The organism is Sphingomonas sp. IC-56 (assembly GCF_021043375.1).
Taxonomy (GTDB): Bacteria; Pseudomonadota; Alphaproteobacteria; order Sphingomonadales; family Sphingomonadaceae; genus Sphingomonas.
This window is the reverse complement of record NZ_JAJNDV010000001.1, coordinates 156,418-182,747: the sequence shown is the minus strand read 5'-3', so window position 1 is coordinate 182,747 and position 26,330 is coordinate 156,418. Positions and strand designations below refer to the sequence as shown.

28 protein-coding genes are annotated in these 26,330 nt (G+C 64.5%); 14 read left to right on the top strand and 14 right to left on the bottom strand.

Features of this window, described 5'->3' with window-relative positions; genetic code table 11:
- Positions 1 to 47 precede the first annotated feature (47 nt).
- The gene (locus LQ953_RS00955; RefSeq protein ID WP_231028580.1) at positions 48 to 215 is read left to right on the top strand and encodes a hypothetical protein; all 168 of its coding nucleotides are present in this window, start codon (positions 48 to 50) and stop codon (positions 213 to 215) included.
- Here LQ953_RS00955 and LQ953_RS00950 read toward each other — a convergent pair.
- Complete coding sequence (locus tag LQ953_RS00950; RefSeq protein ID WP_231028579.1) at positions 212 to 1,504, bottom strand: MFS transporter; 1,293 nt, start codon at positions 1,502 to 1,504, stop codon at positions 212 to 214. The two genes, LQ953_RS00955 and LQ953_RS00950, sit on opposite strands and share 4 nt — an antisense overlap.
- Positions 1,505 to 1,620: 116 nt before the next feature.
- Here LQ953_RS00950 and pgsA point away from each other — a divergent pair, with 116 nt between their 5' ends.
- Genes pgsA through LQ953_RS00935 form a run of 3 tightly spaced genes read left to right on the top strand, consistent with a single transcriptional unit; the run spans position 1,621 to position 2,863 of the window.
- Positions 1,621 to 2,175, top strand: coding sequence for a CDP-diacylglycerol--glycerol-3-phosphate 3-phosphatidyltransferase (pgsA, locus tag LQ953_RS00945; protein WP_231028578.1), 555 nt, complete (start codon positions 1,621 to 1,623; stop codon positions 2,173 to 2,175).
- Positions 2,175 to 2,426 carry a molybdopterin converting factor subunit 1 gene (moaD, locus tag LQ953_RS00940; protein WP_231028577.1) on the top strand — a complete coding sequence of 84 codons (252 nt, stop codon included), beginning with the start codon at positions 2,175 to 2,177 and terminating at the stop codon, positions 2,424 to 2,426. Before pgsA ends, moaD begins: the two co-directional genes overlap by 1 nt.
- Complete coding sequence (locus LQ953_RS00935; protein ID WP_231028576.1) at positions 2,423 to 2,863, top strand: molybdenum cofactor biosynthesis protein MoaE; 441 nt, start codon at positions 2,423 to 2,425, stop codon at positions 2,861 to 2,863. Before moaD ends, LQ953_RS00935 begins: the two co-directional genes overlap by 4 nt.
- A 9-nt stretch (positions 2,864 to 2,872) precedes the next feature.
- Here LQ953_RS00935 and LQ953_RS00930 read toward each other — a convergent pair whose 3' ends face one another.
- The 4 genes from LQ953_RS00930 to LQ953_RS00915 all read right to left on the bottom strand — a co-directional run bounded on the left by LQ953_RS00930 (position 2,873) and on the right by LQ953_RS00915 (position 7,045).
- Complete coding sequence (locus LQ953_RS00930) at positions 2,873 to 3,772, bottom strand: hydrogen peroxide-inducible genes activator (protein WP_231028575.1); 900 nt, start codon at positions 3,770 to 3,772, stop codon at positions 2,873 to 2,875.
- A 129-nt stretch (positions 3,773 to 3,901) separates the two neighbouring features.
- Positions 3,902 to 5,479 carry an alkyl hydroperoxide reductase subunit F gene (ahpF, locus tag LQ953_RS00925; RefSeq protein WP_231028574.1) on the bottom strand — a complete coding sequence of 526 codons (1,578 nt, stop codon included), beginning with the start codon at positions 5,477 to 5,479 and terminating at the stop codon, positions 3,902 to 3,904.
- A 91-nt stretch (positions 5,480 to 5,570) separates the two neighbouring features.
- Entirely contained in the window at positions 5,571 to 6,134 is a 564-nt protein-coding gene (gene ahpC, locus LQ953_RS00920; RefSeq protein ID WP_231028573.1) for an alkyl hydroperoxide reductase subunit C, read from the bottom strand.
- A 131-nt stretch (positions 6,135 to 6,265) separates the two neighbouring features.
- Positions 6,266 to 7,045, bottom strand: coding sequence for a sulfite exporter TauE/SafE family protein (locus tag LQ953_RS00915; protein ID WP_231028572.1), 780 nt, complete (start codon positions 7,043 to 7,045; stop codon positions 6,266 to 6,268).
- Positions 7,046 to 7,199: 154 nt separating this feature from the next.
- On the opposite strand from LQ953_RS00915, the gene epsC reads away from it, so the two are divergent.
- Both epsC and LQ953_RS00905 read left to right on the top strand, forming a co-directional pair.
- A complete protein-coding gene (epsC, locus tag LQ953_RS00910; RefSeq protein ID WP_231028571.1) occupies positions 7,200 to 7,895 on the top strand; it encodes a serine O-acetyltransferase EpsC in 696 nt (231 codons plus the stop codon).
- Between the two features lie 48 nt (positions 7,896 to 7,943).
- Positions 7,944 to 8,279 (top strand): DUF2794 domain-containing protein, encoded by a 336-nt coding sequence (locus LQ953_RS00905; protein WP_231028570.1) that lies wholly within the window; start codon positions 7,944 to 7,946, stop codon positions 8,277 to 8,279.
- Positions 8,280 to 8,392: 113 nt separating this feature from the next.
- Here LQ953_RS00905 and LQ953_RS00900 read toward each other — a convergent pair whose 3' ends face one another.
- The 8 genes from LQ953_RS00900 to LQ953_RS00865 form a co-directional block, all read right to left on the bottom strand.
- Positions 8,393 to 8,749, bottom strand: coding sequence for a hypothetical protein (locus LQ953_RS00900; RefSeq protein WP_231028569.1), 357 nt, complete (start codon positions 8,747 to 8,749; stop codon positions 8,393 to 8,395).
- Positions 8,750 to 8,823: 74 nt separating this feature from the next.
- Positions 8,824 to 9,516 (bottom strand): phosphate regulon transcriptional regulator PhoB, encoded by a 693-nt coding sequence (gene phoB / locus LQ953_RS00895; protein ID WP_231028568.1) that lies wholly within the window; start codon positions 9,514 to 9,516, stop codon positions 8,824 to 8,826.
- A gap of 9 nt (positions 9,517 to 9,525) precedes the next feature.
- On the bottom strand, positions 9,526 to 10,215 hold the full coding sequence (gene phoU / locus LQ953_RS00890) for a phosphate signaling complex protein PhoU (RefSeq protein WP_231028567.1): 690 nt from the start codon (positions 10,213 to 10,215) through the stop codon (positions 9,526 to 9,528).
- Positions 10,215 to 10,982, bottom strand: coding sequence for a phosphate ABC transporter ATP-binding protein PstB (gene pstB, locus LQ953_RS00885; RefSeq protein ID WP_231028566.1), 768 nt, complete (start codon positions 10,980 to 10,982; stop codon positions 10,215 to 10,217). Before pstB ends, phoU begins: the two co-directional genes overlap by 1 nt.
- Complete coding sequence (gene pstA, locus LQ953_RS00880) at positions 10,982 to 12,223, bottom strand: phosphate ABC transporter permease PstA (RefSeq protein WP_231028565.1); 1,242 nt, start codon at positions 12,221 to 12,223, stop codon at positions 10,982 to 10,984. The genes pstB and pstA overlap by 1 nt, the downstream gene beginning before the upstream one ends.
- Before the next feature lie 58 nt (positions 12,224 to 12,281).
- Positions 12,282 to 13,658, bottom strand: coding sequence for a phosphate ABC transporter permease subunit PstC (pstC, locus tag LQ953_RS00875; protein WP_231028564.1), 1,377 nt, complete (start codon positions 13,656 to 13,658; stop codon positions 12,282 to 12,284).
- A 10-nt stretch (positions 13,659 to 13,668) separates the two neighbouring features.
- Positions 13,669 to 14,694 (bottom strand): substrate-binding domain-containing protein, encoded by a 1,026-nt coding sequence (locus LQ953_RS00870; protein ID WP_443026534.1) that lies wholly within the window; start codon positions 14,692 to 14,694, stop codon positions 13,669 to 13,671.
- Positions 14,695 to 14,773: 79 nt separating this feature from the next.
- Positions 14,774 to 15,982, bottom strand: a complete 1,209-nt coding sequence (locus tag LQ953_RS00865; protein WP_231028563.1) for an ATP-binding protein — start codon at positions 15,980 to 15,982, stop codon at positions 14,774 to 14,776.
- Between the two features lie 82 nt (positions 15,983 to 16,064).
- On the opposite strand from LQ953_RS00865, the gene LQ953_RS00860 reads away from it, so the two are divergent.
- Genes LQ953_RS00860 through LQ953_RS00845 form a run of 4 tightly spaced genes read left to right on the top strand, consistent with a single transcriptional unit; the run spans position 16,065 to position 18,592 of the window.
- The gene (locus LQ953_RS00860; RefSeq protein WP_231028562.1) at positions 16,065 to 16,454 is read left to right on the top strand and encodes a hypothetical protein; all 390 of its coding nucleotides are present in this window, start codon (positions 16,065 to 16,067) and stop codon (positions 16,452 to 16,454) included.
- Positions 16,455 to 16,458: 4 nt separating this feature from the next.
- On the top strand, positions 16,459 to 16,743 hold the full coding sequence (locus LQ953_RS16300) for an HPr-rel-A system PqqD family peptide chaperone (RefSeq protein ID WP_231028561.1): 285 nt from the start codon (positions 16,459 to 16,461) through the stop codon (positions 16,741 to 16,743).
- Positions 16,731 to 17,591 carry an HprK-related kinase A gene (locus LQ953_RS00850; RefSeq protein WP_231028560.1) on the top strand — a complete coding sequence of 287 codons (861 nt, stop codon included), beginning with the start codon at positions 16,731 to 16,733 and terminating at the stop codon, positions 17,589 to 17,591. The genes LQ953_RS16300 and LQ953_RS00850 overlap by 13 nt, the downstream gene beginning before the upstream one ends.
- Complete coding sequence (locus tag LQ953_RS00845) at positions 17,576 to 18,592, top strand: nucleotidyltransferase domain-containing protein (protein WP_231028559.1); 1,017 nt, start codon at positions 17,576 to 17,578, stop codon at positions 18,590 to 18,592. Before LQ953_RS00850 ends, LQ953_RS00845 begins: the two co-directional genes overlap by 16 nt.
- A 1-nt stretch (position 18,593) precedes the next feature.
- On the opposite strand, the gene LQ953_RS00840 is transcribed toward LQ953_RS00845, so the two are convergent.
- Positions 18,594 to 19,385, bottom strand: coding sequence for an SDR family NAD(P)-dependent oxidoreductase (locus LQ953_RS00840; protein WP_231028558.1), 792 nt, complete (start codon positions 19,383 to 19,385; stop codon positions 18,594 to 18,596).
- 120 nt (positions 19,386 to 19,505) lie between these two features.
- On the opposite strand from LQ953_RS00840, the gene glmU reads away from it, so the two are divergent.
- From glmU to LQ953_RS00820, 4 genes are all read left to right on the top strand, one after another.
- Positions 19,506 to 20,858, top strand: coding sequence for a bifunctional UDP-N-acetylglucosamine diphosphorylase/glucosamine-1-phosphate N-acetyltransferase GlmU (gene glmU, locus LQ953_RS00835; protein WP_231028557.1), 1,353 nt, complete (start codon positions 19,506 to 19,508; stop codon positions 20,856 to 20,858).
- Between the two features lies 1 nt (position 20,859).
- Positions 20,860 to 22,683 (top strand): glutamine--fructose-6-phosphate transaminase (isomerizing), encoded by a 1,824-nt coding sequence (gene glmS / locus LQ953_RS00830; RefSeq protein ID WP_231028556.1) that lies wholly within the window; start codon positions 20,860 to 20,862, stop codon positions 22,681 to 22,683.
- A 292-nt stretch (positions 22,684 to 22,975) separates the two neighbouring features.
- The gene (locus LQ953_RS00825; protein ID WP_231029217.1) at positions 22,976 to 24,292 is read left to right on the top strand and encodes an SIR2 family protein; all 1,317 of its coding nucleotides are present in this window, start codon (positions 22,976 to 22,978) and stop codon (positions 24,290 to 24,292) included.
- A complete protein-coding gene (locus LQ953_RS00820; RefSeq protein WP_231028555.1) occupies positions 24,282 to 26,291 on the top strand; it encodes an ATP-binding protein in 2,010 nt (669 codons plus the stop codon). The genes LQ953_RS00825 and LQ953_RS00820 overlap by 11 nt, the downstream gene beginning before the upstream one ends.
- The last annotated feature ends 39 nt before the right edge of the window (positions 26,292 to 26,330 follow it).

Sequence of the window (26,330 nt, the reverse complement as noted above, 5' to 3'; positions counted from 1 at the left end):
AAAACTACCGCTGGTCGAAATCGTAAACAAAGCGTTAACAATACACCATGCAGCGCCGCCTAGTGATCGAGGGCCATGCCCAACGCCACCCCTTCCGCAGCCATGTCCGCCGAGCCGTGGCCCGTGCCAGGATCGAGCGCGACGACAATGACGTGAAGCTCTTCGCTTTGAGCTTCAGCGCCTTCTTCGTCTGCTTCTACACGTTCCTGCTTTAGGGGATCAGGTCCGGGTCATGCGGCGCATGCTCGGCCTGCCGCAGCCGCCACGCGCACCAGGCTGATGCCAGGCACAGCGCCACCACCACCCACATGCAGTCCGCTACGCTGACGCCGGGAATGTTGGTGATGCCGAAAATGCCCACCGACCCGATCACCATCGCCCCTGAGTTCACGATGTTGTTCGCCGCCACCGTCCGCGCGGTCTGCGACTTCTCCACCGTGGTGGTCAGGAAGGCATAGAGCGGCACAACGAACATGCCGCCGGTAATCGCGATCATCGCTAAGTCTGCCAGCACGTGCCACGCCGCTGGATGGGCAATGAAGTCGGCGGTGTCGAGAAGCGGGCCTTCCCCGACCGGCCAGAAACGTGCGGTGAAGTGGAAGTCGATCACGAACACCGCCATCGCGAGCACCGATGCGACCGCGTACTTCGCCGACACTTCGCCCTTGAGCAGCCGGTTGATGATTACCGATCCGATCGCGATCCCGACCGAGAAGATGCCGAGGAACACGCTCGCCACATCCTTCTGCGCGTGGAACACGTTCTTCACCAGCGGCGGGAACAGGACGCCCAGCACTGCGGCGATCGTCCAGAACACGCTAATCGCAATGATCGCCAAATACAGCCTGCGGATGTGCATCGTCGCGGCGATCAGCCGGTAGGACGAGCGGAAGATGTTGTAGTCGATCTTCAGCTTAGTGAGCGGGGGCGCCGGCGGGATCTTCAAGGACGCAAGCCACCCGATGCACGCTACGCCGATGACGGCGAACGCGGCAAAGGTCGGGCTGATCAGCCCACCGGCGATCGTGCCGCACAGGATCGCGATATAGGTCCCGGCCTCCACCATCCCGGTGGCGCCCAGCACTTCGTCTTCCGCCATGTGCTGCGGGATGATCGCGTATTTGATTGGTCCGAAGAACGTCGAGTGAACGCCCATGCCGACGAGTGCGACCAGCATCAGCGGCAGGCTCTTGATGAAGATGCCAGCGGCGCCGACCAGCATGATGCCCACCTCGGCGGCCTTGATGATCCGCATGATCCGTGCCTTGTCGTAGCTGTCGGCCAGCTGTCCGGCTAACGCGGAGAACAGGAAGAAGGGCAGGATGAAGATGCCCGTGGCGATGGCGCTGAAGCGCGTCTCTTCCTCCACCGAGTTGAAGATCTGGTAGGTCGCGAAGAATATCATCGCGTTCTTGAAGAGGTTGTCGTTGAACGCCCCCAGGAACTGCGTCACGAACAGGGGGAGGAAGCGGCGCTCCTTCATCAACCCGAGCGCACCGATCATGCTGTACTTGCTCCCCAGCGGCGGTGTTCCGCCCGATGTTGCCGTGGCATACCGGTGCCCGCCCGTGGCAGCAACGGCTTATTCCGCTGAACGCCGGGCGGTGTTAGAGCGGCTGCATGTGGACGCTGCCGAACATCCTGACGCTCTCGCGCATTCTTGCGCTGCCGCTGCTGGTGGCCTTCCTGTGGTGGCCTGAATGGCCCGCCGGCTACGCCGTTGCGTTCGCACTGTATGTGGCGATGGGCGTGACAGATTATTTCGACGGGTACCTCGCCCGCACGCAGGGTACCGTATCCAAGCTGGGCGTGTTCCTAGACCCGATCGCCGACAAGATCATGGTGGCGGCGGTCATCCTGGTGCTCGCGGCCAAGGGTATCATCGCCGACTGGCACGTGATCGCGGCAGCGATCATCCTCGCCCGCGAGATTGCAGTGTCGGGGCTGCGGGAATTCCTGGGCGGCATTCAGGTGTCGGTGCCGGTCTCCCGGCTTGCCAAATGGAAGACCGCGCTTCAGCTGGGTGCCTTGGGTGCGCTGATCTTCACCGGGGCAGTGCCTGAATGGCAGTGGGTCGAGCCCGCCGCGCTGCTCGCGCTTTGGGCTGCCGCATTGCTGACTGTCATCACCGGCTGGGACTATCTGCGGGTCGGCCTGAAGCACATGGATAGCTGATGGAGCTGCTCTATTTCGCCTGGGTACGCGAACGCGTCGGCACCGGCCAGGAACGCATCGACCCACCTGAAGAGGTTAAAACTGTCGCGGACCTCGTCGCCTGGCTGGCCCAGCGCAGCCCCGGCCATGCAGAAGCTTTTGCCGAGCCCGAGCGGCTTCGCGCTGCCATTGATCAGAAGTTCGTGCCGCTCGATGCGCCGCTCGGCCGCGCCCGTGAAGTCGCGCTCTTCCCGCCGGTCACCGGCGGATGATCCGAGTAGTCGTCACTCCCGAACCTATAAATCTCGCCACCGAATTGGCGGCGATCGAAGCGAATGGGGCAGGGGGCATTGCCAGCTTTACCGGCATCGTCCGTGCGGACGGCGGCGTGACGGAGCTCGAGCTTGAACATTATCCCGGCATGACGGAGGCGGCGCTGACCGAGCTAGCTGAGATCGCAGCCGAGCGCTGGTCGCTGCTTGGCGCCACGATCGTCCACCGCGTCGGCCGGATGCGTCTAGGCGAGCGCATCGTTTTCGTCGGTACTGCCGCGCATCACCGGCAGGAGGCGCTGGAAGCTTGCGCCTTCCTGATCGACCGGCTGAAGACCGGTGCGCCCTTCTGGAAGCGCGAGCGTCGCGGCGATGCCGCGGAATGGGTCGCGGCAAAGGAATCGGACGACCATGCCGCCGAGCGCTGGGGCGGCTGAACTGCAGCCTCAGGCGGTCTGCTTCAACACCTCTGCCATCAGCCGGAAGTCGCGTTCGCGCGGACTCGCCTTGCGCCATACCAGTGCGATCCGCCGGGCGGCATTCTCCGCTTCCAGCGGGCGCGCGGTGACCGAGGTGTGCTCCAATATGCCCGCCGACACCGCCATCTCCGGCAGCATCGTTACGCCCAGGCCATTGTCGACCATCTGCACCATAGTGTGGAGCGAGGTGCCTAGCATCGTTGCCTCCGCCCGCAGTTCGGGCCGGTTGCACGCAGCCAGCGCATGGTCCTTCAGGCAGTGCCCGTCCTCCAGCATCAGCAGGCGAGTTTCGTCGATATCGGCGGGGCGAACCATCGGCGTCGGGTCCATCTCGCCTTCGCGAAAGGCGACGAACAGCCGGTCGTCGAACAGCGGCGCCGACTCCACATCGCCGCAGGAAAAGGGCAGGGCCAGCAATACGCAGTCGGTCCGCCCCTGGTGGAGCTGCTCGCACGCCTGGCCGCTGGTCTCCTCGCGCAGGTACAGCTTCAGCTCGGGATAGTCCTTGCGCAGCCGCGGCAGGATGCGGGGCAGCAGGAAGGGGGCGATCGTCGGGATGACGCTCATCCGCATCTCGCCGGATAGCGGCCGCCCGGCGGCGCGGGCAAGGTCACCTAGTTCCTCCGCCTCGCGCAGCACGCGCCGCGCCTTGTCGACGATCTGCTCGCCCAGCGGCGTGAACCGTACCACCCGCCGCGTCCGCTCGACCAGCACCACGCCGATCAGCGTCTCCAGCTCGCGGATGCCAGCGGACAGGGTGGACTGAGTCACGAAAGACGCCTCCGCTGCCCTTCCGAAGTGGCCGGCATCATGCAGCGCCACCAGATATTGCAGCTGCTTCAGCGTAGGTAGGTAAGTTTGCGCCACTGATCGTCCCTGTCGATTGAGGGTGCATCATAGATTGGTTTTGCCGATTTATCCAGGCCCGTGCAGATACGGAAGCGGCGGCCGGGACCCAAATCCCAACCGCCGCCGTCATTTACAAAGGCGTGCTGGTTACGCGGCCTCGGCTTCTATGTCGGCGGGCAGCCGGATCAGGTAATCGAACGCCGACAGGGCAGCGGTCGAGCCCGCGCCCATCGCGATCACGATCTGCTTGTACGGCACGGTCGTGCAGTCGCCCGCCGCGAACACGCCCTTTTGCGAGGTCTCGCCGCGGTCGTCGATCTCGATTTCGCCGCGGGGGGTCAGCCCGACAGCGCCCTTCAGCCATTCGGTGTTCGGCACCAAGCCGATCTGGACGAAGATCCCCTCCAGCTCGATCTCATGCGTCGTGCCGTGGTTGCGGTCCTTGTAGGTCAGGCTGGTCAGCTTCGACCCATCGCCCTTCACTTCCGTGGTGAGTGCCGAGGTGATGATCTTGACGTTGGGCAGCGATCCCAGCTTGCGCTGGAGCACCGCGTCGGCACGAAGCTGGCTGTCATATTCGATCAGGGTCACATGCGCGACGATGCCGGCCAGATCGATTGCCGCTTCGACGCCTGAGTTGCCGCCGCCGATCACCGCTACGCGCTTACCCTTGAAGAGCGGGCCATCGCAATGCGGGCAGTACGTCACGCCCTTGTTGCGGTACGCGTCCTCGCCCGGCACGTTCATCTGACGCCAGCGTGCGCCGGTCGACAGGATCACGGTGCGGGCCTTCAGACTCGCGCCGTTCGCCAGCACCACTTCATGCAGCCCGCCTTCGCGCTTCGCCGGGATCAGCTTGGCCGCGGCCTGCAGGTTCATGATGTCGACGTCATAATCCTTGACGTGCTGCTCCAGCTGCGCGGCCAACTTCGGGCCCTCGGTGTGCGGCACCGAGATGAAGTTCTCGATCGACATGGTGTCGAGCACCTGACCGCCGAAGCGCTCCGCGGCGACGCCGGTGCGGATGCCCTTGCGCGCCGAATAGATTGCGGCCGCAGCACCGGCGGGACCACCGCCGACTACCAGAACCTCGAATGGGTCCTTGTTCTTGATCTTCTCGGCAGCGCGCGCGGTGGCGCCGGTGTCGATCTTGGCGACGATCTGCTCCAGCTCCATCCGGCCCGAGGCGAACGGCTCGCCGTTCAGGTACACGGTGGGTACCGACATGATCTGCCGCGCCTCGACCTCGGCCTGGAACAGCGATCCCTCAATCGAGGTGTGCTTGATGCGCGGGTTAAGCACTGCCATCAGGTTCAGCGCCTGCACCACGTCCGGACAGTTCTGGCAGCTGAGCGAGAAGTAGGTCTCGAATTCGAAGTCGCCGTCGAGGTTCTTGACCTGGTCGATCAGGTCCTGCGCGGCCTTGGACGGATGGCCGCCGACCTGAAGAAGGGCGAGCACCAGCGAGGTGAACTCGTGCCCCATCGGCAGTCCGGCGAAGCGCACACCAATATCGGTGCCCTTGCGGCGGATCATGAAGCTAGGCGTCCGCTTGTCGGCGCCGGTAACGACGTCGATCTTGTCGGACAGCGCGGCGATTTCGTTGAGCAGCGTTTCCATCTCGCGCGACTTGGCATCGTCACCGGTGCTGGCGACGAGCTCGATGGGCTCGCGGATGTTGACCAGATAGGCCTTCAGCTGCTGCGTCAGATTGGCGTCGAGCATGGAGAATCCTTATGTATCAGACACAAAGCGGCCCGGGACGGACAGAGGTCCACCCCGGGCCGATTGTCACCCAAGGGGGCTGGGTAGAACTTTAGATCTTGCCGACCAGGTCGAGCGACGGGGCCAGGGTCTCTTCACCCTCTTCCCACTTCGCGGGGCAAACCTCGCCGGGATGCGCGGCGATGTACTGCGCGGCCTTGATCTTGCGGAGCAGTTCGGTCGCGTTGCGGCCGACGCCTTCCGACGTGATTTCGACCAGCTGGATCACGCCTTCGGGATCAACGACGAAGGTGCCGCGATCGGCCAAGCCCTGGCCTTCCCGCAGTACGTCGAAGTTCTTGGCGAGGACGTGGTTCTGGTCACCGAGCATGAAGTAGTTGATCTTACCGATCGCGGGCGAGGTGTCGTGCCAGGCCTTGTGGCTGAAGTGCGTGTCGGTCGACACCGAGAACACTTCGACGCCCATCTTCTGCAACTGCGGATAGATGTCGGCCAGGTCTTCCAACTCGGTCGGGCATACGAAGGTGAAGTCGGCGGGGTAGAAGAAGAACACGGCCCACTTGCCGCGCACGTCTGCGTCCGTCACGTCGACGAACTTGCCTTCCTTGTAGGCAGTGGTCGTGAACGGCTTCAGCGTGCTTCCAATAAGCGCCATGTGTGATTTCCTCCAGAAGGGGTGATTGGTTCGAGGGCGGATATAGGCACGGCTCGCTGCATTGCAAAACGCAGAGCTTCGCTTTCGGTGATCGATTTACTCGCTCAACGTAGATCGAGCGAGTCGTCCGTTCAGAGCCAGCCCAAGGCTCGCGACAGGCTGTAAACACTTGTCAAAGTCAGGACGATGCCGACCAGGGTCAGGAGCACCCGCGTTGGAACGCGCTTGGCAAACATCGCGCCGAACGGCGCTGCAACAACGCCGCCGACCAGCAGCCCGAGCACCGGATGGACGAACTCGGGTGTAAATCCTTCGGTGCCGATGTGGAACAGGAAGGATGCCGAGATGGTCAGCGTCAGGAAGAACTCGGTGGTGTTCACCGTGCCGATCGTGGTGCGCGGCTGTGCGCCCTGAACCAGCAGGTTGCTCGTCACCACCGGGCCCCAGCCGCCGCCGCCGGCTGCGTCCAGGAAGCCGCCTGCAAACCCGAGCGGCTCGACGATCTTGGGCTCGCGCTGCTTCGGCGGAAAGCGGGCAGCGCGGAACAGCAGGTATAGGCCGATGCAGGCCAGATAGCCCATCACGAACGGACGGGTGACGGAGGCGTCGAGCGACGTCAGCACATAGGCGCCGAGCACGCCGCCGATGATGCCCGGGATCAGCAGCCGTACGAACAGCTTCCAGTTCACATTTCGATGCAGCACATGGCTGATGCCGGACACGCCAGTGGTGAAGGTTTCCACGACATGGACGCCAGCCGATGCAGTGGCAGGGGCGACGCCTAGCACGCTCACCAGCAGCGTGCTCGAAATCACGCCGAACGCCATGCCAAGCGCGCCGTCGACCAACTGCGCTGCGAAGCCCGCGGCGATATAGGGGAGGAGTTCGCTGATGATCACGCCTTCGAACATTAAGCGCCTCTTGATTGCTTTGACGGCAAGGGGTGGCCGCGCCTTTGAACTCCTACAAGACAGATAGTGTTTAGGCCGCGCAAGCCTGGGAGCGGGCGCTTCTGGAATTCATGGCTCCGAACGATTAAATAGCCGCGACAAAAGGGGACCGGCCATGTTCCAGCGTCTGACGACGTATCTCGATTCAATCCGGGCGCGCGACCCGGCCCCGCGCAGCCGCGCGGAAATATTGCTGTATCCGGGCGTCTGGGCGCTTGGCTATCATCGCATCGCGAACCGCCTGTTCCGCGCGCGCTGGTTCTTCCTGGCGCGGCTGGTCAATCACTGGTCGCGCTGGATGACGGGCATCGATATCCACCCCGGCGCTAGCATCGGTCGCAACTTCTTTATCGACCATGGTTTCGTGGTGATCGGCGAAACGGCCGACATCGGCAACGATGTCACCATCTACCAATGCGTGACGCTGGGCGGCACCAGCCCGGACAATGGAGTGGGGGGCAAGCGCCACCCGACCCTTCGCGATGGCGTGATCATCGGCTCGGGCGCGCAGGTATTGGGGCCGATCGATGTGGGCGCCCGCGCGCGCATCGGCGCCAATGCGGTGGTCACCAAGGATGTGCCCGAAGGCGCGGTTATGGTCGGCATCCCGGCCAAGCCGACTCTGATCGAGGCGCAGGCCTGGCAAAGGGAATTCGTTCCTTATGGCACGCCGTGCAGCGAGATGTTCGATCCCTCAACGCAGAAGCTAGAATTGATGCGCTGCGAAATCGAGACGCTGCGCAAGCGGCTCGATGCGATGATCGAAGCCAAGGCTGAACCGGACAACGAGGGACGCCGCAACTTGGGTTGAGCGGGGTCGAACTTGCGAGGGGAGCGTTGCCTCCCTAACTCCGCGGTGATGGGAACCGTGACCCCGCTACCGATCGGCCGTCCGACTCAGGTCGGCTTCGATCGTCCCGAACTCACTCGCATCCTCGACCTTTACGGGCGAATGGTCGCTGCCGGGCATTGGAAGGATTATGCGATCCAGCTTGATGCGGATGCGGCGATCTTTGCCGCTTTCCGTCGCTCAGCCGAGCGGCCCGAGTACCGAGTCGAGAAGCGACCCGCCTTGCGGAATCGCCAGGGTATCTGGGCGCTCGTCAACGAGGCGGGCACCATTCTGAAGCGGGGCCACGAGTTAGGGCCAGTGCTGGCTCCCGTGGAACGCCGCCTGATGAAACTGGTGGAATAGTTCGCAGGAGCCGTACGCGCCGCTATCAGCGCGAGCTTTTAGATTAGATCAGCGAGGCGGTCCGCGGAAGCGGACCGCCTCTCCAAGTCAATGTGCCAGAGGCACTTGCGCAGTTAGCGGCCGCCGCGCTGGCGGCACTGGTCCGTGACGGTACGCGAGCAGACCGGATACGAAGCCTGCGCCGCCGGAGCGGGATTGTTCATCGCCGGGCCCATGGAGGTTGCGCCAGCGGGCGCACCCATCGGCGCGCTGTTCGTGGTGTCGGTCGTGCCGGCTGCGTCAGTCGCAGCACCAGCGCCAGTAGTGCCGGTCGGCGCCTGCGCGTCGGTGCTGGTCGCCGCGTCGGGTGTGGTGGTGGTCGACTGCGAAGTGCTGTCTTGCGTAGCGGTGGTGGTGGTCGTCTGCGGCGCTTCCTGGGCGACGGCGACGCCGCCCATGGCGAGTGCGGCTGCGAGTGCGATAAGCTTCATCGAGCTTCTCCTGAATAGTTGTCGGCACGCTTGCGCGCCTGTGCAACAAACTCAGAAGTTGCAGGATGGGTCCCTCAGTTCCCCGCGTCCAGCGAGTAGCCCGCCGACCGCACAGTCCGAATGATGTCCGGACGATCGCCGTGGTTGATCGCCTTTCGCAGCCGACGGATGTGGACGTCGACGGTGCGCGACTCGATGTCCGAGTCATGCCCCCACACTGCATCGAGCAGCCGCTCGCGCGAGAAAACCCAGCCCGGATGCTCCAGGAAATGCTTGAGCAGCCGGAACTCGGTTGGCCCGAGCGCGATCACTTCGCCGCCGCGCCTGACCTTGTGCCCCACCGTGTCCATCTCGATATCGGCATAGCTCAACGCTTCCCCGGCAAGGGCGGGGCGGACACGGCGCAGCACCGCGCCGACGCGCGCGACGAGTTCACGCGGGCTGAACGGCTTGGTGACATAATCATCTGCACCGGTTTCCAGGCCGCGGACACGGTCCTCTTCTTCACCCCGCGCAGTGAGCATGATGATAGGGACGTTCGCCGTTTCCGGCATGCGGCGCAGGCGCCGACATACTTCGATGCCCGACAGGCCTTCGACCATCCAATCGAGCAGGACGATGTCCGGCGCTGCTTCCTTGGCAAGCAGCAGTGCTTCCTCGCCATCGGACGTGTGCTTTACGTCGTAATCCTCGCGCTTGAAGTGCCAGGCGACCAGTTCGGCGATCGCTGCGTCATCCTCGACCAGCAGCATGTTTACTCGCGCCATGCGACTTCCTCAGCCCGCTGCCGCTTCGTCCGCCATGTAGCGTCCGGTTGCGGCGAAGTAGACCATCTCGGCGACGTTGGTTGCGTGGTCGCCGATCCGCTCCAGGTTCTTTGCCACGAACAGCAGATGCGCGACCTGGCTGACGGTGCGCGGATTCTCCACCATGAAGGTCACTAGCGTCCGGAAGATTGAATCGTAGAAATCGTCCAGTGCATTGTCGCGTTCGCAGATCGCCGCCGCCGCCTCCGCATCACGGGCGGAGAAAGCGTCGAGCACGTCATGGACCATGTCGCTGGCAAGCTGCGCCATCGCGGGCAGGATCGAGATCGCCTCGATCCGGTCCTCGCCTTCGGTGTGGATCATCGGCACACGCTTGGCGATGTTCTTGGCATAATCGCCGATGCGCTCGATCACGGCCGCGATCTTGAGCGCGGCGATCACCTCACGCAGATCGTCCGCCATCGGCGCACGGAGGGCGATCACGCGAACGACGAGCTTTTCCAGCTCCGCCTCGATCGCATCGATCTGCTTGTCCTTCTTACGGACTTCCTTTGCGAGCGCAGTGTCGCCTCGCGACAGCGCTTTCATCGCGTCATGAATGGCCTGCTCGGCAAGCCCGCCCATTTGCGAGATCAGCGCGCGAAGTTGACTGATATCCTGATCGAACGCCTTGACCGTATGTTCGTGACCGGTCGCCATTAGCCGTACCTTCCAGTGATATAGTCCTTCGTCCGCTCCTCACGGGGCGCGGTGAAGATGTTGTCGGTGTCGCCATATTCCACGAGATTGCCCAGGTGGAAAAAGGCGGTGCGCTGACTGACGCGCGCCGCCTGCTGCATATTGTGCGTGACGATCACGATTGCATATCGTCCGCGCAGTTCGTGGATCAGCTCCTCGATCTTGGCAGTGGCGATCGGGTCCAGCGCGGAGGCGGGCTCGTCCATTAGGATCACTTCGGGATCAACCGCGATCGCTCGCGCGATGCAGAGGCGCTGTTGCTGGCCGCCGGACAGGGCCGTGCCGCTGTCGTTCAGGCGATCCTTCACCTCCTCCCAAAGCCCCGCTCTGCGCAGGGAGCGGGCGACGATCTCCTCCAGATCAGCCTTGGAGGTCGCCAGCCCGTGGATGCGGGGGCCATAGGCGACGTTCTCGAAAATGGATTTCGGGAAAGGGTTCGGCTTCTGGAACACCATTCCCACCCGCGCACGCAGCTGCACCACGTCCATGTCCGGCGAATAGATGTCCTGCCCGTCGAGCATGATCTGCCCATCGACGCGCGCATGCGAGATGGTGTCGTTCATCCGGTTGAGGGTGCGCAGGAAAGTCGACTTGCCGCAGCCCGATGGGCCGATAAACGCCGTCACATGATCCATGTCGATGTCGATCGACACATTCTTAACGGCTTGTTTCTCGCCATAGAAGACGCTGACATCGCGTGCGGTCATCTTGTGCGGAGCGTCGTTCATCACCAGCGGGTCTCGAACTTGTTACGAAGATAGATGGCAAGTGCGTTCATGGCGAGCAGGAAGCACAGCAGCACAATGATCGCGGCGCTGGTCTTCTCGACAAAACCGCGGCTGACCTCGTCCGACCATAGGAAGATCTGGACGGGAAGCACCGTCGCCGGCTCGGTGAGTCCTGAAGGCGGTGTGACGATGAACGCGCGCATGCCGATCAGCAGCAGCGGGGCGGTTTCGCCAAGGGCGCGGGCCATGCCGATGATCGTGCCCGTCAGGATACCTGGCATTGCGAGCGGCAGAACATGGTGGAAGACCACCTGTATCGGGCTGGCGCCGATCCCGAGCGCAGCGTCGCGGATCGAGGGTGGCACTGCCTTGATCGCGTTGCGGCTGGCGATCACGATCACGGGCATGATCATCAGGGCAAGCGTCAGGCCGCCGACCAGAGCTGCGGAGCGGGGAAGGAGCGGACCAACTTTGTAGCCGAACACCGACCAGCTTCCGAGAAATACCGCAAGCCCGAGCAAGCCGAAGATGATGGATGGGACCGCCGCAAGATTGTTGATCGATACTTCGATCAGATCCGTCCAGCGGTTCCGCGGCGCGTATTCCTCAAGATAGATCGCCGACAGGACACCCACCGGAAACGCGATCAGGAAGGTGACGAACATCGTGAGCAGCGAGCCCTTGAGCGCGCCCCAGATGCCCACAGCCACCGGATCGGTCGAGTCCGACAGCTGAAGGAAGTCCGCGTTGAAGTGCCGTGAGATGCTGCCGGCCTCCCGGAGCTTGGCGGCAGCGGAGAGCATTTCCGGGGTCCCGCGTCCTGCCACGGCTTGGTCAAGCTCGCTGGAGGCGGGGACACGCATGCGAACCGCATGGTCGAGCACGGATGGATCGTGCTTGATCCGCTCGCGCACCTTGATCCAGGCACTTTCGGAAATGAGTTCTTCGCCACCTGGGCCGAAGCTTGCCGCGGCTGCGTCCTTCACCGCGTTTTCCAGACCGGCACCGGCGAGTGCCAAATCTGCTCCCGGCGTCGTCAGTTGTGCGCGGTCCACGCTCATGCCGCTTGCACGGAAATCGACCGGCAGCATGATTTCGGTACGCGTGAATCCACGCCAGCCTTGTGCGACCATGGTGACGAGCAGGAAGGCCAGGAAGGCGGCCGACAACGCCACCGCCGCCATGCCGAAGAAGCGAAACCGCCGTTCGGCGGCGTAGCGCCTGCGGATCCGGCGCTGCATCGCAGCCGTCTTCCAATCGGTTGGCGCACGCTCCTGAGGCTGCGTGGGAAGGGCGGCGTTATTCATAAGCTTCACGGTACCGCTTCACGACGCGAAGCGCGACGATGTTGAGGAGCAGGGTGATGACGAACAGCGTCAGGCCCAGCGCGAACGCCGCCAGCGTTTTCGGGCTGTCGAACTCCGATTCTCCGGTCAGCAGATCAACGATCTGCTTCGTGACGGTGGTCGCGCTCTCCAGCGGATTGAGCGTGATATTGGCAGCGCCACTGGCCGCCATTACGACGATCATCGTCTCGCCTATCGCGCGGCTGACCGCCAGGAGGATGCCGGCCACCACGCCGGGCAGTGCTGCTGGAATTAGCACGCGCGAGATGGTCTCGCTGGTCGTCGCCCCCATCGCCAGGCTGCCGTCGCGCATCGCAGTCGGCACCGCGGCGATCGAGTCGTCTGCCATGGAAGACACGAACGGGATGATCATCACGCCCATGACTAGGCCCGCAGCCAAGGCACTTTCCGAACTCGCATAAGGATAGCCTAGCGCCACAGCGACATCGCGCACCGCGGGCGCCACCGTCAGCGCGGCGAAATAGCCATAGACCACCGTCGGAACGCCGGCGAGGATCTCGAGGATCGGCTTCATCCAGCGCCTGACCCGGGGGGCTGCATATTGCGTCAGGTATATCGCACTCATCAGCCCGAAGGGGATGGCGACAATCATCGCGATCACTGCGCCGATGAAGAAGGTGCCCCAGAGCAGCGGCACTGCGCCCAGCGACCGGCCCGGCCGCTCGGGATCGATGACCTGCGGGCTCCAGTGCGTTCCGAACAGGAAGTCGGTGATGGAGACCTGGCTGAAGAAACGCAGCGATTCCCAAAGCAGCGACAGAAAGATGCCAAGCGTGGTCAGGATCGCAATCAGCGAAGCCACCAGCAGCAGCATCATTACACCACGCTCGACGCGGCTCCGCGCGGGGAAGTTGGCCCGAAGCCGTGTGAACGCGTAGGCGCCGCCCGCAAAGGCCAGCAGGATGGCAACCGCGGTGCCGATCCAGTTGTAGCGCGCCTTGGCGATGCGGGTCGGCGCGACAAGCTGCTGCGCGACAGGATCGAACGCAGTCGCTCCCGGTGCGTCCGCGACGCGATTGGCCTCTGCCAGAAGCGCGTCACGTTCGAAATCGAACGCGGGCAGCTGCGCCGCCGCGGAATGTTCCAGCACTGCCTCTTTGACCAGCGCCGGGGCAATTCCGCCCCAGGCGGCGACGAACAGCAGCGCGGGAAGCACGACCCAGATCGCGACATAGAAGCCGTGCTGCGCGGGAAGGGAGTGAAGGCGCTTGGCCCCGCCACGGTCAAAGCGTGCCGCGCGCGCGCGCGTCGTCAGCCAGCCGATCAGACCAAGCCCGGCAACGAGGAACAGGAGAGCCAAGGTGTTCACAACGCGAACCTCAATGCAGGTCTGCCGGGTTCAGCGCCAGCCGCTGCGCAACCACTTGGGCGGCATGGGCGCGAACCGCATCCGGCGCCGCGATTAGACCGCGCCCAGCCAGCCGGCCGTTCGGGTTCCACATGCTGGCGTAGAGCTGTAGGAAGTCGGCTAGGCCCGGCACTGCACGCAAATGCCGCTTCTTCACATAAAGGTACAGCGGACGCGCGCCAGGGTATTCTCCCGACGCGATAGTCTGATTGCTGGGGGCAACACCATCGATCGGTGCGCCTTCGATCCGGTCGGTATTTTCCTCCAGGTAGGAATAGCCGAACACGCCTAGCGCATTGGGATTGGCGGCGAGACCCTGGACAATCAGATTATCGTTCTCGCCCTTATCGATATAGGCGCCGTCGTCGCGGATGCGCTTGCACCGCTCGTCAAAGGCTGCCTGGCTCGTCTGCGCCTTCAGCGCCTTTGCCTGCGGGTCCACCGCAAGGCACCCCGGAGCCAGGATCAGTTCAACCAGTGCGTCCCGGGTGCCGCTGGTGGAGGGCGGGCCCATGACCTGGATGGGAATGGCTGGAAGCGTTGGGTTCACGTCCCGCCACATGCGCGCGCGGTTCGGGGCGCCCCGCGGATTGGCGGCAAGCGCCAGATAAAGGTCGCGTTTGGTCAGGCGGAGCCTGGGACCGTTCTTTGCCTCAGCGATAGCGACGCCGTCGATGCCGATCTGCACCTCCAGGATCTCGCCGACCTCATTGCGCTGACACAGCGCATATTCCGATTTCTTGATCTGCCGCGAGGCGTTGGCGATGTCAGGATATTCCCAGCCCACGCCAGCGCAGAAGCGCGCCATTCCGCCGCCCGTGCCGATTGATTCGACAACCGGCGCCTTGCGCTCGCCGCCCTGGTTCACGAACGCCTCGGCAACGGCGGTGGTGAAGGGGTAGACGGTCGAGGAGCCGACAACGCGGATTTCACGCGCCGTGTTGCTGTCACAAGCGGTCAGCGCGAGCGCGCCCGCTACGAGTGCCAGCCTGCGGATAATCGTCTTTCCCCCATGTCCACGTACGAGTCGTGCAACTGGCACGCGATAGGCGCTCTCTTGCAACACGGTTACGCCTTTATGACACTGGCTGGAGGGGGAGGAGGATGTTCACCGTCGTGCCCTTGCCCAGCAGGCTCGAGATCTCCAGCCGACCGCGGTGCCGCTCCACGACATGTTTGACGATCGCCAAGCCAAGCCCGGTGCCGCCAAGCGAGCGGCTTCTGCCGGAATCGACCCGATAAAAACGCTCGGTGAGGCGTGGGAGGTGCTGTTGGGCAATGCCTTCCCCTTCATCGGTTACGGTCAAGCGAGTCATCAATTCGCTCTCCGGCACGAGGCTGATCGTAACCGGGGAGCCTTCCCGCCCGTACTTCATGGCGTTGCCGATGACGTTGTGCAGCAGCTGACTGAGCTGAGCCGCGTCGCCGCGAACCGGCGGGACATCGGCTATCTGGGTGACCAGGTCAGCCGCGCGGGGGCTGCCAGCGAGTTCGTCGCACACCTGGCCGATCAGCGCCCCCAGCTCGATCGACTGGTTGGGCGCGCGATATTTCTCCGCCTCGATCCGGCTCAAGGAGATCAGGTCCTCGATCAGCCGCTGCATCCGACGCGCTTCGCCGAACATGATCTTCAGGAAGCGGGCACGCGTTTCAGGATCGTCCCCCGCATCTTCGCTGAGCGTCTCCACATAACCCAGGAGTGACGCCAGCGGTGTTCGGAGTTCGTGGCTGGCGTTGGCGACGAAGTCGACGCGCATGCGCTCCGCGGCATAACTGCCGGTCCGATTGATGAGGTGCACAACGCGGCGGCCATCATCGAGATTTCGGATGCGCATCTCCCAGCGCTGCTCGCGCGTGCCCAGCCCCACAAGGTGGATTGGGCGGCCGTTGACGCCATCCTGCGGGTCCATGAGCCGTTCGGCCGCGGCGGGATGGCGAATCGCCACGCGGACATCCTCGCCAAGGATGTGCTGGCCCAGCAACTCACGGGCGCCGGAATTCGCAGCCTCGACATGGTGGTTGGCGATGACCAGCAGCGGCTCCGCAATCGCTTCGATCACTGCCGCTATCGGGAAATCCTGTTGAGGGGCAGGCGGAGGCGGCGAGGGAATGGCGGCAGGCGGCGCATCCTCTGCGCCTCCCGACGCGACCAGGACGCCGGCTATACCCGACACCAGCACCACCAGGGCAGTCTGCGCGTCGCCGTTCATCAACAGACTGACAAGCGTCCCCAAGGTGACGACGGCGACGGCCAGGAAAGTGCGCAATCCAAGAATTACAGGCATGATCAGGTCCTATCGCAGGTGCACCGCCCTGCGAGAAGCGATTTACGATTGCGAAACGGGCGATGGTGCAGAACAAGTGCCCATGGCGGATGATCAACAAGGACCTGAGGCGACCCGGCGTCGCGCACTCATGCTGGGTGCGGCGGGAGCATCGGCGATCGTGTCGATCCGTCCGGCTCTGGCGCAGACCAGTGCCTCGATCACCAATTGCGAGATCCCCGTGCCCGATGCAGGCCGGGCTGGCAGCTACATCGCGGCGGATGGATCCCTTGTTCCGGCCGGTACGCCTGGCGCGTTCCCGCCACCTAGCGCACCGTTCAAGGCAGAGGATGTCCGCCGCGCGCTTGCTGGTGGCAACTTGCCGGGTGCCGATTACGACAGCAGCCGAGCCTACACCAACTACATCCGCCGCTTGCAGTCGGGTACCAGCGGCTTCACCTGTTTCGCGTCGTTGCAGATGCCGCGCGGCTGAGGCCGTGGAGGCAGCCACCTATCGGGCAGCGCCAGACGCGACGCTTCGTGTCGTTCCGCTCGATGCGCTTACCCTCATATTTCACCGCGCTTCAGGCATCACGCATGTGGTGGACTCGCCCGTGCCGGAGATTCTGGAGCTGCTCGGAGATGACGCACTGACCACGGAGCAGCTGCTGGCGCGTCTTGCCGACCATTTCGCCGTAGCGGATGCAGACGCCGATGCGCTTCGTGCGCGGCTGGATGAACTTGTGGTCGCGGGTCTGGTGGAGCGCCGATGCGCCACCTGACTCATGTACGGATCGGTCCGGTAGGGTTTCGGGTCGGCAGCGACTGGCGCGAGCCGATAGCGTCCATTCGCGACCTGTACCGGGACTATCCTGCTCCAAATGGCGGCGTTCCCGACTTCAATGTGCACCTATACGCGGGGCGTCCTTGGCGCCGTTTGATCCGCCCCGCCGTGCACATAGGCGGCGATTTCATCATCCCAGACGCCGCGCCCTTGCCGCTGCGACAGGGCTTGCTGGCGGCGGAGATGGGGATGAACCTGCAGATGGCGCTCGGGCAGCGCCGCTACCTGCTTCTCCACGCCTCCGCAGTGGAGCGCGATGGCAAGGCCCTTGTCATGACGGGCTTGTCGGGTGCCGGCAAATCTACGCTTGCAGCGCTGCTGATGGCCCGCGGCTGGCGGCTGATGGGGGATGAGTTCGCGTTGATCGATCCTGCCACTGGCCTCGTATATGGATTCCCACGGCTCATAAGCCTCAAAAATGCGGCGATCGAGGAAGTGTCACGCACACTGCACGGGGCGCACTTCGGCCCCGTTCTTGAGCGCACGCCCAAGGGCACGATCCGCCATCTGGTGCCAAACGGTGCATCGATCACAGCGATGGAACAGCCCGCGACACCTGCGCTGCTGCTGTTTCCAAGCTTCGGCTTCGACGCGAGCGTGCGCGATGTGCTGCCGAGCGAAGTATTCGTGCGGCTGACCCAGGCGTCGACCAACTATGTCGCGATGGGCGAGCGCGGCTTCGCAGCACTCACGGACCTGGTGCGAACCATACCGGCGCGCGCGATCGACTATCCCGACACTCGAACCGCGTTGGCGCAGGTCGAGCGGCTATGGAGCGAGTTGTGACCGACGGTCTCCTGCTGGTGAGGGCACTGCGGGAGCCCTTGTCCACAAGGCTGGATGCAGATGGGTGGACGGCGCTGCTCGCCATCGCGCGGGCCGAGCAGATCATCGGTACCTTGGCCTTTCGGCTCGGCGGGTTGGATGTGCCTGCACCCGTCGCGCGAATCCTGGAGGAAGCAAGGCAATCAGTCGAGCAAGGCCGTGTGGCGGCACTGTGGGAAGCCGAGATGGCGCGGCGAGCGCTTGCGAATTCGGCCATCCCTGTGATCCTGCTGAAAGGCACCGCCTTTGTTGCTGGAGGGCTGTCGGCCGGGGTAGGACGGTCGATCGGCGATCTGGACATCCTGGTACCACGTGAGCGCCTGGAGGATGCCGAAGCCCTGCTGCTTCAGGCGGGGTGGGAGTGGGTAAAGCCCGACACATATGACGACGCGTACTACCGCCGTTGGATGCACGAATTGCCGCCGCTGATCCATCGCGAGCGAGATCGCATGATTGATGTCCACCACACGATCCTGCCGCTCACCGCGCGGATCAGGCCGGACGCAGAGGCGCTGATCGCTCACAGCGTGGCCTTGCAGCCGGGGCTGCGCATGTTGTCGCCGCCGGACATGCTCTGCCATGCCGCCGCGCATCTGTTTGCCGATGGCGAACTGGCTGGCGGATTGCGCAACCTTTGGGACATACACTGCCTGATCGGCGAGTTCGGGACCGACGGACTACGCGAACGCGCCGAACTGCATGGATTGGGAGGCGCCGTGGCCCGCGCGGCGCGGCTGTCGCACGCGTTGTACGGGACGGAAGTTCCAGCAGCTTGGCGTGGGTTGCGCGGTGCCGATGCCCTGTACCTGCGGCGTCTGGCCGCGCGCGATGGCTGGGGCAGGCCGACACGACGCATCACCCGGCTGGCCTTCTATGTGCGAAGCCACTTCATCCGCATGCCGCTGGCTATGCTCTTGCGCCACTTGTGGACCAAGTGGCGCAAAGGGCATGTGCCACGATAGCTCAGGCGCCGTGGTACCGGGGCGCCGGTCTGTCGTGTGAGGAGTCCTTCGCGACCAGCGCTTCGGCGGCGACGTAATTGTCCCAGTTGCGGATGTCTGGCAGTGAGGGGATGCATACCGGCTCCTCCATCTCCAGTGCACGGAGCGACGCCACCACCAGATCGTCGGGTTGCATCACGCGTTCGGGTGGGAAGTTATCGAGGGAGTTTCCGGCGATCTCGTGGAAGTCGGTGGCGATCACGCCGGGGACCAGCAGCTGGACGCGGACGCCGGTTCCCGCGGCTTCGGCCTGCATGTGGCGGGTGAAGGCCATCACGTAATTCTTCGACGCGCCGTAGCCAGCGTTGCCGGGTAATCGCATGAAGACGGTGCCTGAGCATAAGTTGACGATAGTGCCGCGGCGAAGGGCCGTCATGGACCGCATCGCCGAGGCGGAAAGCTTGCTGAGCGCTACTATGTTGACACTTAGCATTGCGGCGAGCGCCTGCGTGTCCAGTTCGGTGACCTTTCCGCGAGCGGCGTAGCCTGCATTGTTGACCAGGAAGGCGGTGTCACCTTTGTCGATCCGGGCCGTCACCGCATCCACGCCGTCGTCAGTGCCGAGGTCGGCGGGGAGCACTTCTACTTCGGCCTGCGTGGCCTCCCGCAACTCGGCGGCGAGCGTTTCGAGGCGATCGGCGCGGCGGGCGACGAGGACAAGATCGTGGCCGGTGCGGGCAAGGTGCTCGGCATAGCTCTTGCCGATACCGGCGGACGCGCCGGTTACCAGTGCGCGGGGACGTGCATCATTCATGCTATGCTCCTGTCTGTCTGCCTGGCTGGTCCGAACGCGCGAGAAGCCGGCTCAGCCCACGGGCAGCCCACTGGAATTCGCAGGCGCAGCGTGGCAGGAGGACGCGCGGAGGGGTACCTGATGACATCGCCGATCGCCGCCATCATCCTTGCCGCGGGCAAGGGTACGCGGATGAAATCCGACACGCACAAGGTGCTGCATCCGATTGCGGGACGGCCGATGCTGCTGCACCTGATCGACAGCGTCGCTGCGCTCGATCCTGCGCGCACGGTCGTGGTGGTAGGCGCCGGGCGCGAGCAAGTAGAGCGTGCCGTAGAGGCGCTGGGCGCCGAAACGGTGGAGCAGGTTGAGCAGCTGGGCACCGGCCACGCTGTGCTACAGGCCGAAGCCGCGCTGGCGGACTTCACCGGCGATGTGCTGATCCTCTATGGCGACGTTCCGCTGGTCACGGCCGAGACGCTGCGCCGGATGCTCGACCGGCTGCACACGCCCGACATGCCGGCGGCCGTGGTGCTCGGCTTCCGCCCGGTCGATCCTGGCGCCTATGGCCGGGTTATCGCCGACGCGGATGGTCGCATCGCCAAGATGGTCGAGTTCAAGGACGCTTCACCCGAGGAGCGCGCCGAAACGCTGTGCAATTCCGGGCTGATGGCAGTGCGCTCGGCCGACCTCTTCAGCCTGCTGGCGCGCGTCACCAACGACAATGCGGCTGCCGAATATTACCTGCCCGACATCGTCATGCTGGCCGCGCAGGATGGCCGCGCTTCGGCAGTGGTGGAGACCGAGGCGACCGAGGTGACGGGCGTTAATAGCCGCGGCGAATTGGCGGCGCTGGAGGCCGAGTGGCAGCGCGCGCGGCGCATTCGTGCGATGGCGGAAGGCGTCACCCTGGTGGCACCGGAGACGGTGTGGTTCGCGCATGACACGGTGATCGGCCGCGACGTGACGATTGAGCCCAATGTCGTGTTCGGGCCCAAGGTCGAGGTGGGCGAGCGAGTCACCATTCACGCCTTTAGCCATCTGGAGGGGGCGAAGGTTGCCGCCGGTGCGGACATTGGCCCGTACGCGCGGCTGCGGCCCGGCTCGGTGATCGGCGAAGGCGCGCGCGTCGGCAATTTCGTCGAGACCAAGAATGCGGTGCTGGAGGCTGGTGCCAAGGCCAATCACCTGACCTATCTGGGTGACGCGCGGATCGGCGCGAAAGCGAATATCGGCGCGGGTACGATCACCTGCAATTACAACGGCTATCTCAAGCAGCGCACCGAGATCGGCGCGGGCGCGTTCATCGGGTCGAACAGCGCGCTGGTGGCGCCGGTTCGTATCGGCGACGGCGCGATCGTTGCGGCAGGCAGCGTGGTGACGCAGGATGTCGAGGCCGACGCGCTGAGCCTGACGCGCGCGCCGCAAACCGCCAAGCCCGGCTGGGCGAAGAAATTCCGTGAAGTGATGCAAGCCAGGAAGGCAGCGAAGTAACATGTGTGGAATCGTCGGGATCCTGGGCAAGGAAGACGTCACCGGCCGCCTGTTCGAAGGGCTGAAGCGGCTGGAATATCGCGGCTACGACTCCGCGGGCATCGCCACCATCCATGACGGCGCGATCGACCGCCGCCGTGCAGAGGGTAAGCTGGTCAATCTGGGCAAGCGGCTGGCGGAGTCGCCGCTGCCTGGCGTGATCGGGATCGCCCATACCCGCTGGGCAACGCATGGCGCGCCGACCGAGGACAACGCCCATCCGCACATCGTGGGCGACGTTTCGATCGTGCACAACGGCATTATCGAGAACTTCAAGCCGCTGCGCGACGCGCTGATCGCGGAAGGGCGCACCTTCCGCAGCCAGACCGACACGGAAGTGGTGGCGCATCTGGTGAGCCGCGAACTCGAGGCCGGTAAGAGCCCGCGCGAAGCGGTGGCGGCGGTGCTGCCGCAACTGCACGGTGCGTTCGCGGTGGCGTTCCTGTTCAAGAACGAGCCCGACATGCTGATCTGCGCGCGACTAGGTGCGCCGCTGACGGTGGGTTATGGCGACGGCGAGAACTACCTCGGATCGGACGCGCATGCGCTCGCCTCGCTGACCCAGCGCATCGTCTATCTCGAAGAAGGCGACTGGGCGGTGCTGACCCGCGACCGCATCGAGATCTTCGACAAGAACAATGCGGCAGTGGAGCGCCCGGTAGTCCAGTCGGGCGCCTCGGCAGCGCTGATCGACAAGGGCAACCACCGCCATTTCATGCAGAAGGAGATCTACGAACAGCCGGTCGTAGTCGCCCAGACGCTGCAATCCTATCTGCGGCCGGTGGAGCAGAAAGTCGCGTTGCCCGACATGACGTTCGACCTGTCCAAGATCGAGCGCGTGGCGATCGTCGCCTGCGGCACGGCGAGCTATGTCGGCATGATCGGCAAATACTGGATCGAGCAGTTCGCTCGGTTGCCGGTCGAAGTCGATGTGGCGTCCGAGTTCCGCTACCGCGACCCCGTGCTGCTGCCGAACACGCTCGGAGTGGTAGTCAGCCAGTCGGGCGAAACCGCCGACACCCTGGCGGCGCTGCGCCACATGAAGGCGAACGGCGTCACCACCGCCGGCATCATCAACGTGCCGACCAGTTCGATGGCGCGCGAAGTCGACCTGTTGCTGTCGACCCATGCTGGTCCGGAGATCGGCGTCGCGTCGACCAAGGCGTTCACCTGCCAGTTGGCGGTGATGGCTGCGCTGGCGGTCAATCTGGCGCGCGCGAAAGGCAAGCTGGGCGAAGAGCAAGAGCGTGAGATCGTGCGGCACCTGATCGAGGCGCCGGCAGGGATCAACGCCGCGTTGGCGCATGATGCCGAGATCGAGGCGATGGCCGGCACGATCGCACAGGCGCGCGACGTGCTGTATCTGGGGCGCGGGCCGGATTACCCGCTGGCGCTGGAAGGCGCGCTGAAGCTCAAGGAAATCAGCTACATCCATGCCGAAGGCTATGCCTCGGGGGAGATGAAGCATGGCCCGATCGCGCTGATCGACGATTCGGTCCCGCTGATCGTGCTAGCGCCCTCGGGCCCGCTGTTCGAGAAGACCGTGTCCAACATGCAGGAAGCCAAGGCGCGCGGGGCCCGGGTAGTGCTGATCTCCGACGCGGCGGGCCTAGCGCTGGCAGGGGAGGACGCGGTGGCGACGATCGAGATGCCGCAGGTCCATCCGCTGATCGCGCCGCTGGTCTATGCGGTGCCGGTGCAGCTGCTGGCGTACCATGTCGCAGTGGCGAAGGGCACGGATGTGGACCAGCCGCGAAATTTGGCGAAGTCGGTTACGGTGGAGTAGGCGGGAGCGGGTGCGGCCACGTAGTGTGAAACTACAATAAAGTTTTCCCCTTCCCAATAAAGTTCTCCCACCGACAATAGATTTCTCCTGTGACATGCCCGGCCGGTTCGTCCCGATGATCAGGTTTGCCCTGATCATCGAACCGCATTGCGGCACACAGCCCAATTCGGAGCCGACTGTCGGCACGGCTTGCGGATGATGCGCTGGACTCGCAGAAAGGTTTGCACGGGTGCCGATGGCGGACGGCATGTGGAGAAGAGTCGCGTGGCGGAGGGGGCGGGTTTTGAGCGAGATGGGCGACGGGGCGGATCAGGGTATATTTGGCGCGACTGCATCGAGTGTGTCGCAGTATTTTACCTTCGTCAGGTCTGGCGACCACGGGACGCAAGAACTGGACTGGGACAAGGGTCCCGAGCAGGTGCGCAAGGCGCTGGGCGAGGCGCTCGGCGCGCGCAACGTCGCCTTCCTGCTCGGCGCGGGCTGCTCGTCGATGATGAAGGACGGCGCCGAGCGCGGCATCGCCACGATGGCGCCGCTGGCGGCGGAGTTCTGCGGTGCGGCCGGTGCCGCCGCGGGTGGCCCCGCCTGGGCGCTCGACGCATCTGATCTGTCATGTCTAGCGGGGCACGGCCTCACCCTGGCCGGCGACTATACCCGCAACCTGGAACGGCTGATGGAGACTCTACACGCGCTGCGGTTCGTGCTGTCGCGGAGCGACGACGCCGGGGACGTGGACGAGGTGGCGGCGATCGACGGCATGATCGCCAAGGTGCAGGCGTTCCTGTGGGAGCGGTGCACGGCTGGGGCCTTCGCCAGCGGCGACGACCAGGTGCTCGGCCTCTACGAATCCTTCTACCGCCGCCTGGTGCTGCGCGACCGCTCGCTGCCCCGGCCATGGATCTTCACGACGAACTACGATCTGTTCAGCGAACGGGCGATGGACCGTCTTGGGCTGCCATACGCGAACGGGTTCTCAGGCGTCGTCGAGCGTCGCTTCAATCCGGCAACCTTCAGATACGCGCTCGCAGAGCAACTCGACATCTCGAATCGCAAGTGGTCGGCGGTCGACGGATTCGTGTACCTGTGCAAGCTGCACGGCTCGATCAGCTGGACGGAGGACGACCACGGGCTCTTCCCGATCCGCGAAACCTGGCCGCAGACCACGCCGTCGAAGGTCATGATCTTTCCGACGCCGGCGAAGCAGAACTCGAGCCTCGGATCTCCGTATTCCGACCTGTTCCGCGAGTTCCAGTCGCGCATCGTGCGAGAGCAGAGCGTCCTGATCACGATGGGCTACGCCTTCGGCGACGAGCACCTGAACAACATCATCTACCAAGCGCTGACGATCCCGACCTTCAGGCTCATCGTGTTCGCCGATCCTGGTTTGGGCGGCGACATCGCCAAGCTGCGTGCGCTGGCGGATCCGCGCATCTGGATCATCGGCGGGTCGGGCCCGCCCGGCGGCGCGCCGGCCCATTACTTCAGCACCATCGTCGAGCACCTGCTGCCGAGGCGGCCGTCGGACCGCATCGACGACGCGGTGAAGCTGGTGCTCCAGACCATGGCCGCCAGCTCGGCCGCCGCCGCGGTGCCGACCGATGACGACTGACGATCGGCGCCGCGCGATCGGCTCGGTCGTCGCGGTCGCGGCCGACAGGTTCGTCATCGAAATGCATGGCGGCACCGACAGCTTTACGGTGGTCGGCTTCGACGACGTGCACTACGTCGCCCGGCTGGGCTCGTTCGTCATGATTCCGGCCCAGGCGGAATACGTCGTGGCGGAGATCGTGGGGCTGCGCGAGCGCGACGCCGGTGCGGGTGGCGAGATGGACAAGGCCGGCTCGGCCAAGTTCCTCGACGTCGTGCCCGTGGGCATGCTGCCCGTGGAGGGCGGAAGGTTCCGCTTCGGCGTCTCCATTTTCCCCTCCCTCTACGCTGATGCCCTTTACGCGCTGGACAAGGAGCTGGACCGCATTTTCGACACGAGCCCGGCGTCGGAAAGGTCGTCGGGTCCAGATGGCGGCGACTGCGTGCCGGCTGAGGCGACCCGGCTGCGCATCTTGGAGATCGGGCAGTCGGTCGTGTTCGAGGATTACCGGGTCAAGGTGCGTATTGACGAGTTCTTCGGCGGCCACGCGGCGGTGCTGGGCAACACCGGAAGTGGCAAGTCGTGCACCGTCGCGTCGATCCTGCAGGAGCTGTTCGACAAGCCTGACGAGCACCATGCCAGGGGCGCGACCTTCGTCGCGCTAGACGTCAACGGCGAATATCACCAGGCCTTCGACAGGCTGGCCGCGGCGGGGGTGATCGGCGTCGACCGGCTGGTGCTCGACGGCACGGCCGCTGCCGACCGGTTCAGGATTCCGCATTGGTTCCTGGACCTGTCGGAGTGGGAACTGCTGCTCCAGGCCAGCGAGCGCACGCAGGTGCCGATCCTGCGCATGGCGCTCGGCCTGGCCACGCTGTTCGGGGGTGCGGCCGACGGACAACTCAACGGCATCCGCAACCACATCCTCGCCAAGTGCATCACCCAGATCCTGTCGGACGAGAGCCCCCCAGGCGCCAAGGAGACGCGGATCCTTGGCATTCTCCAGCGTTTCAGGACCGCCGAGATCAGCTCGGGCACGATCGGCGCGATGGTGCACACGCACTTCGGCAAGATGGACCATATTGAAGACGCATTCGAATACTTGGTCGGTGCGGATGGCGACGGCGGCTTTGTCATCGAAGAATTCAAGCTGCCCGACTATTCGAACAGCCCGTTCGAGTTTTCGACATTGGGTGACGCTATCGACCTGGCGCTGCTCTACGAGGAGGCGCACGGCAACCGCCAGATCCGGGACCATTGCTCACAGATGGTAACTCGCTTCAAGGCCCTGCTGGAGCGTGAGGATTACGCCTTCCTGCGCCACCCGACGGCGGGCGCGACGGGGGATACCGGCCCGTTCCTCGCCCGGCTGCTGGGCCTCGGCGTCCAGAACGGCTGCCATGTGAAGAACTCGCAGGTCGTGATCATCGACATGAACGCGGTCGAGGACGAGGTCGTCGAGCTCGTCAGCGCGGTGGTCGCGCGCATGGTCTTCAGGCTGCTGCGGCGCGCCGACCCCCGCAGCCGCTTTCCAGTCCACCTCCTGCTCGAAGAGGCGCACCGCTACATCTCGTCCACGCCGTCCCGCTACGCGCTGGACGCCGGCCGGGTCTTCGAGCGGATCGCGAAGGAAGGGCGCAAGTATGGCCTGTTCCTGCTGGTGGCGTCGCAACGGCCGAGCGAGCTGTCGAAGACCGTGCTGTCGCAATGCTCGAACTTCGTCGTCCACCGCATCCAGAACCCCGACGACCTGTCGCAGATCAGGCAGATGTCGCCGTCCATATCCGACGGCGTGCTGCGCCGGCTGCCGACGCTGCCCAAGCAGCACGCCCTCGTGTTCGGCAATTCGGTCAACCTGCCGACGACGTTCAAGGTCCGGAGCGCCGATCCCCTGCCGGCGAGCGACGACGCGAAGATCGTCGACCTGTGGTTCCACGAGGCCGGACGCAAGGCGGGCATCACCCTCTCGGCCGCGCCCGCCGAACTGATCGACGAGGAAGAGGACGATCCGCCGTTCTGACCGCCCGTCTTTTCCTCTCAACCGGGGACCACCTCGCCA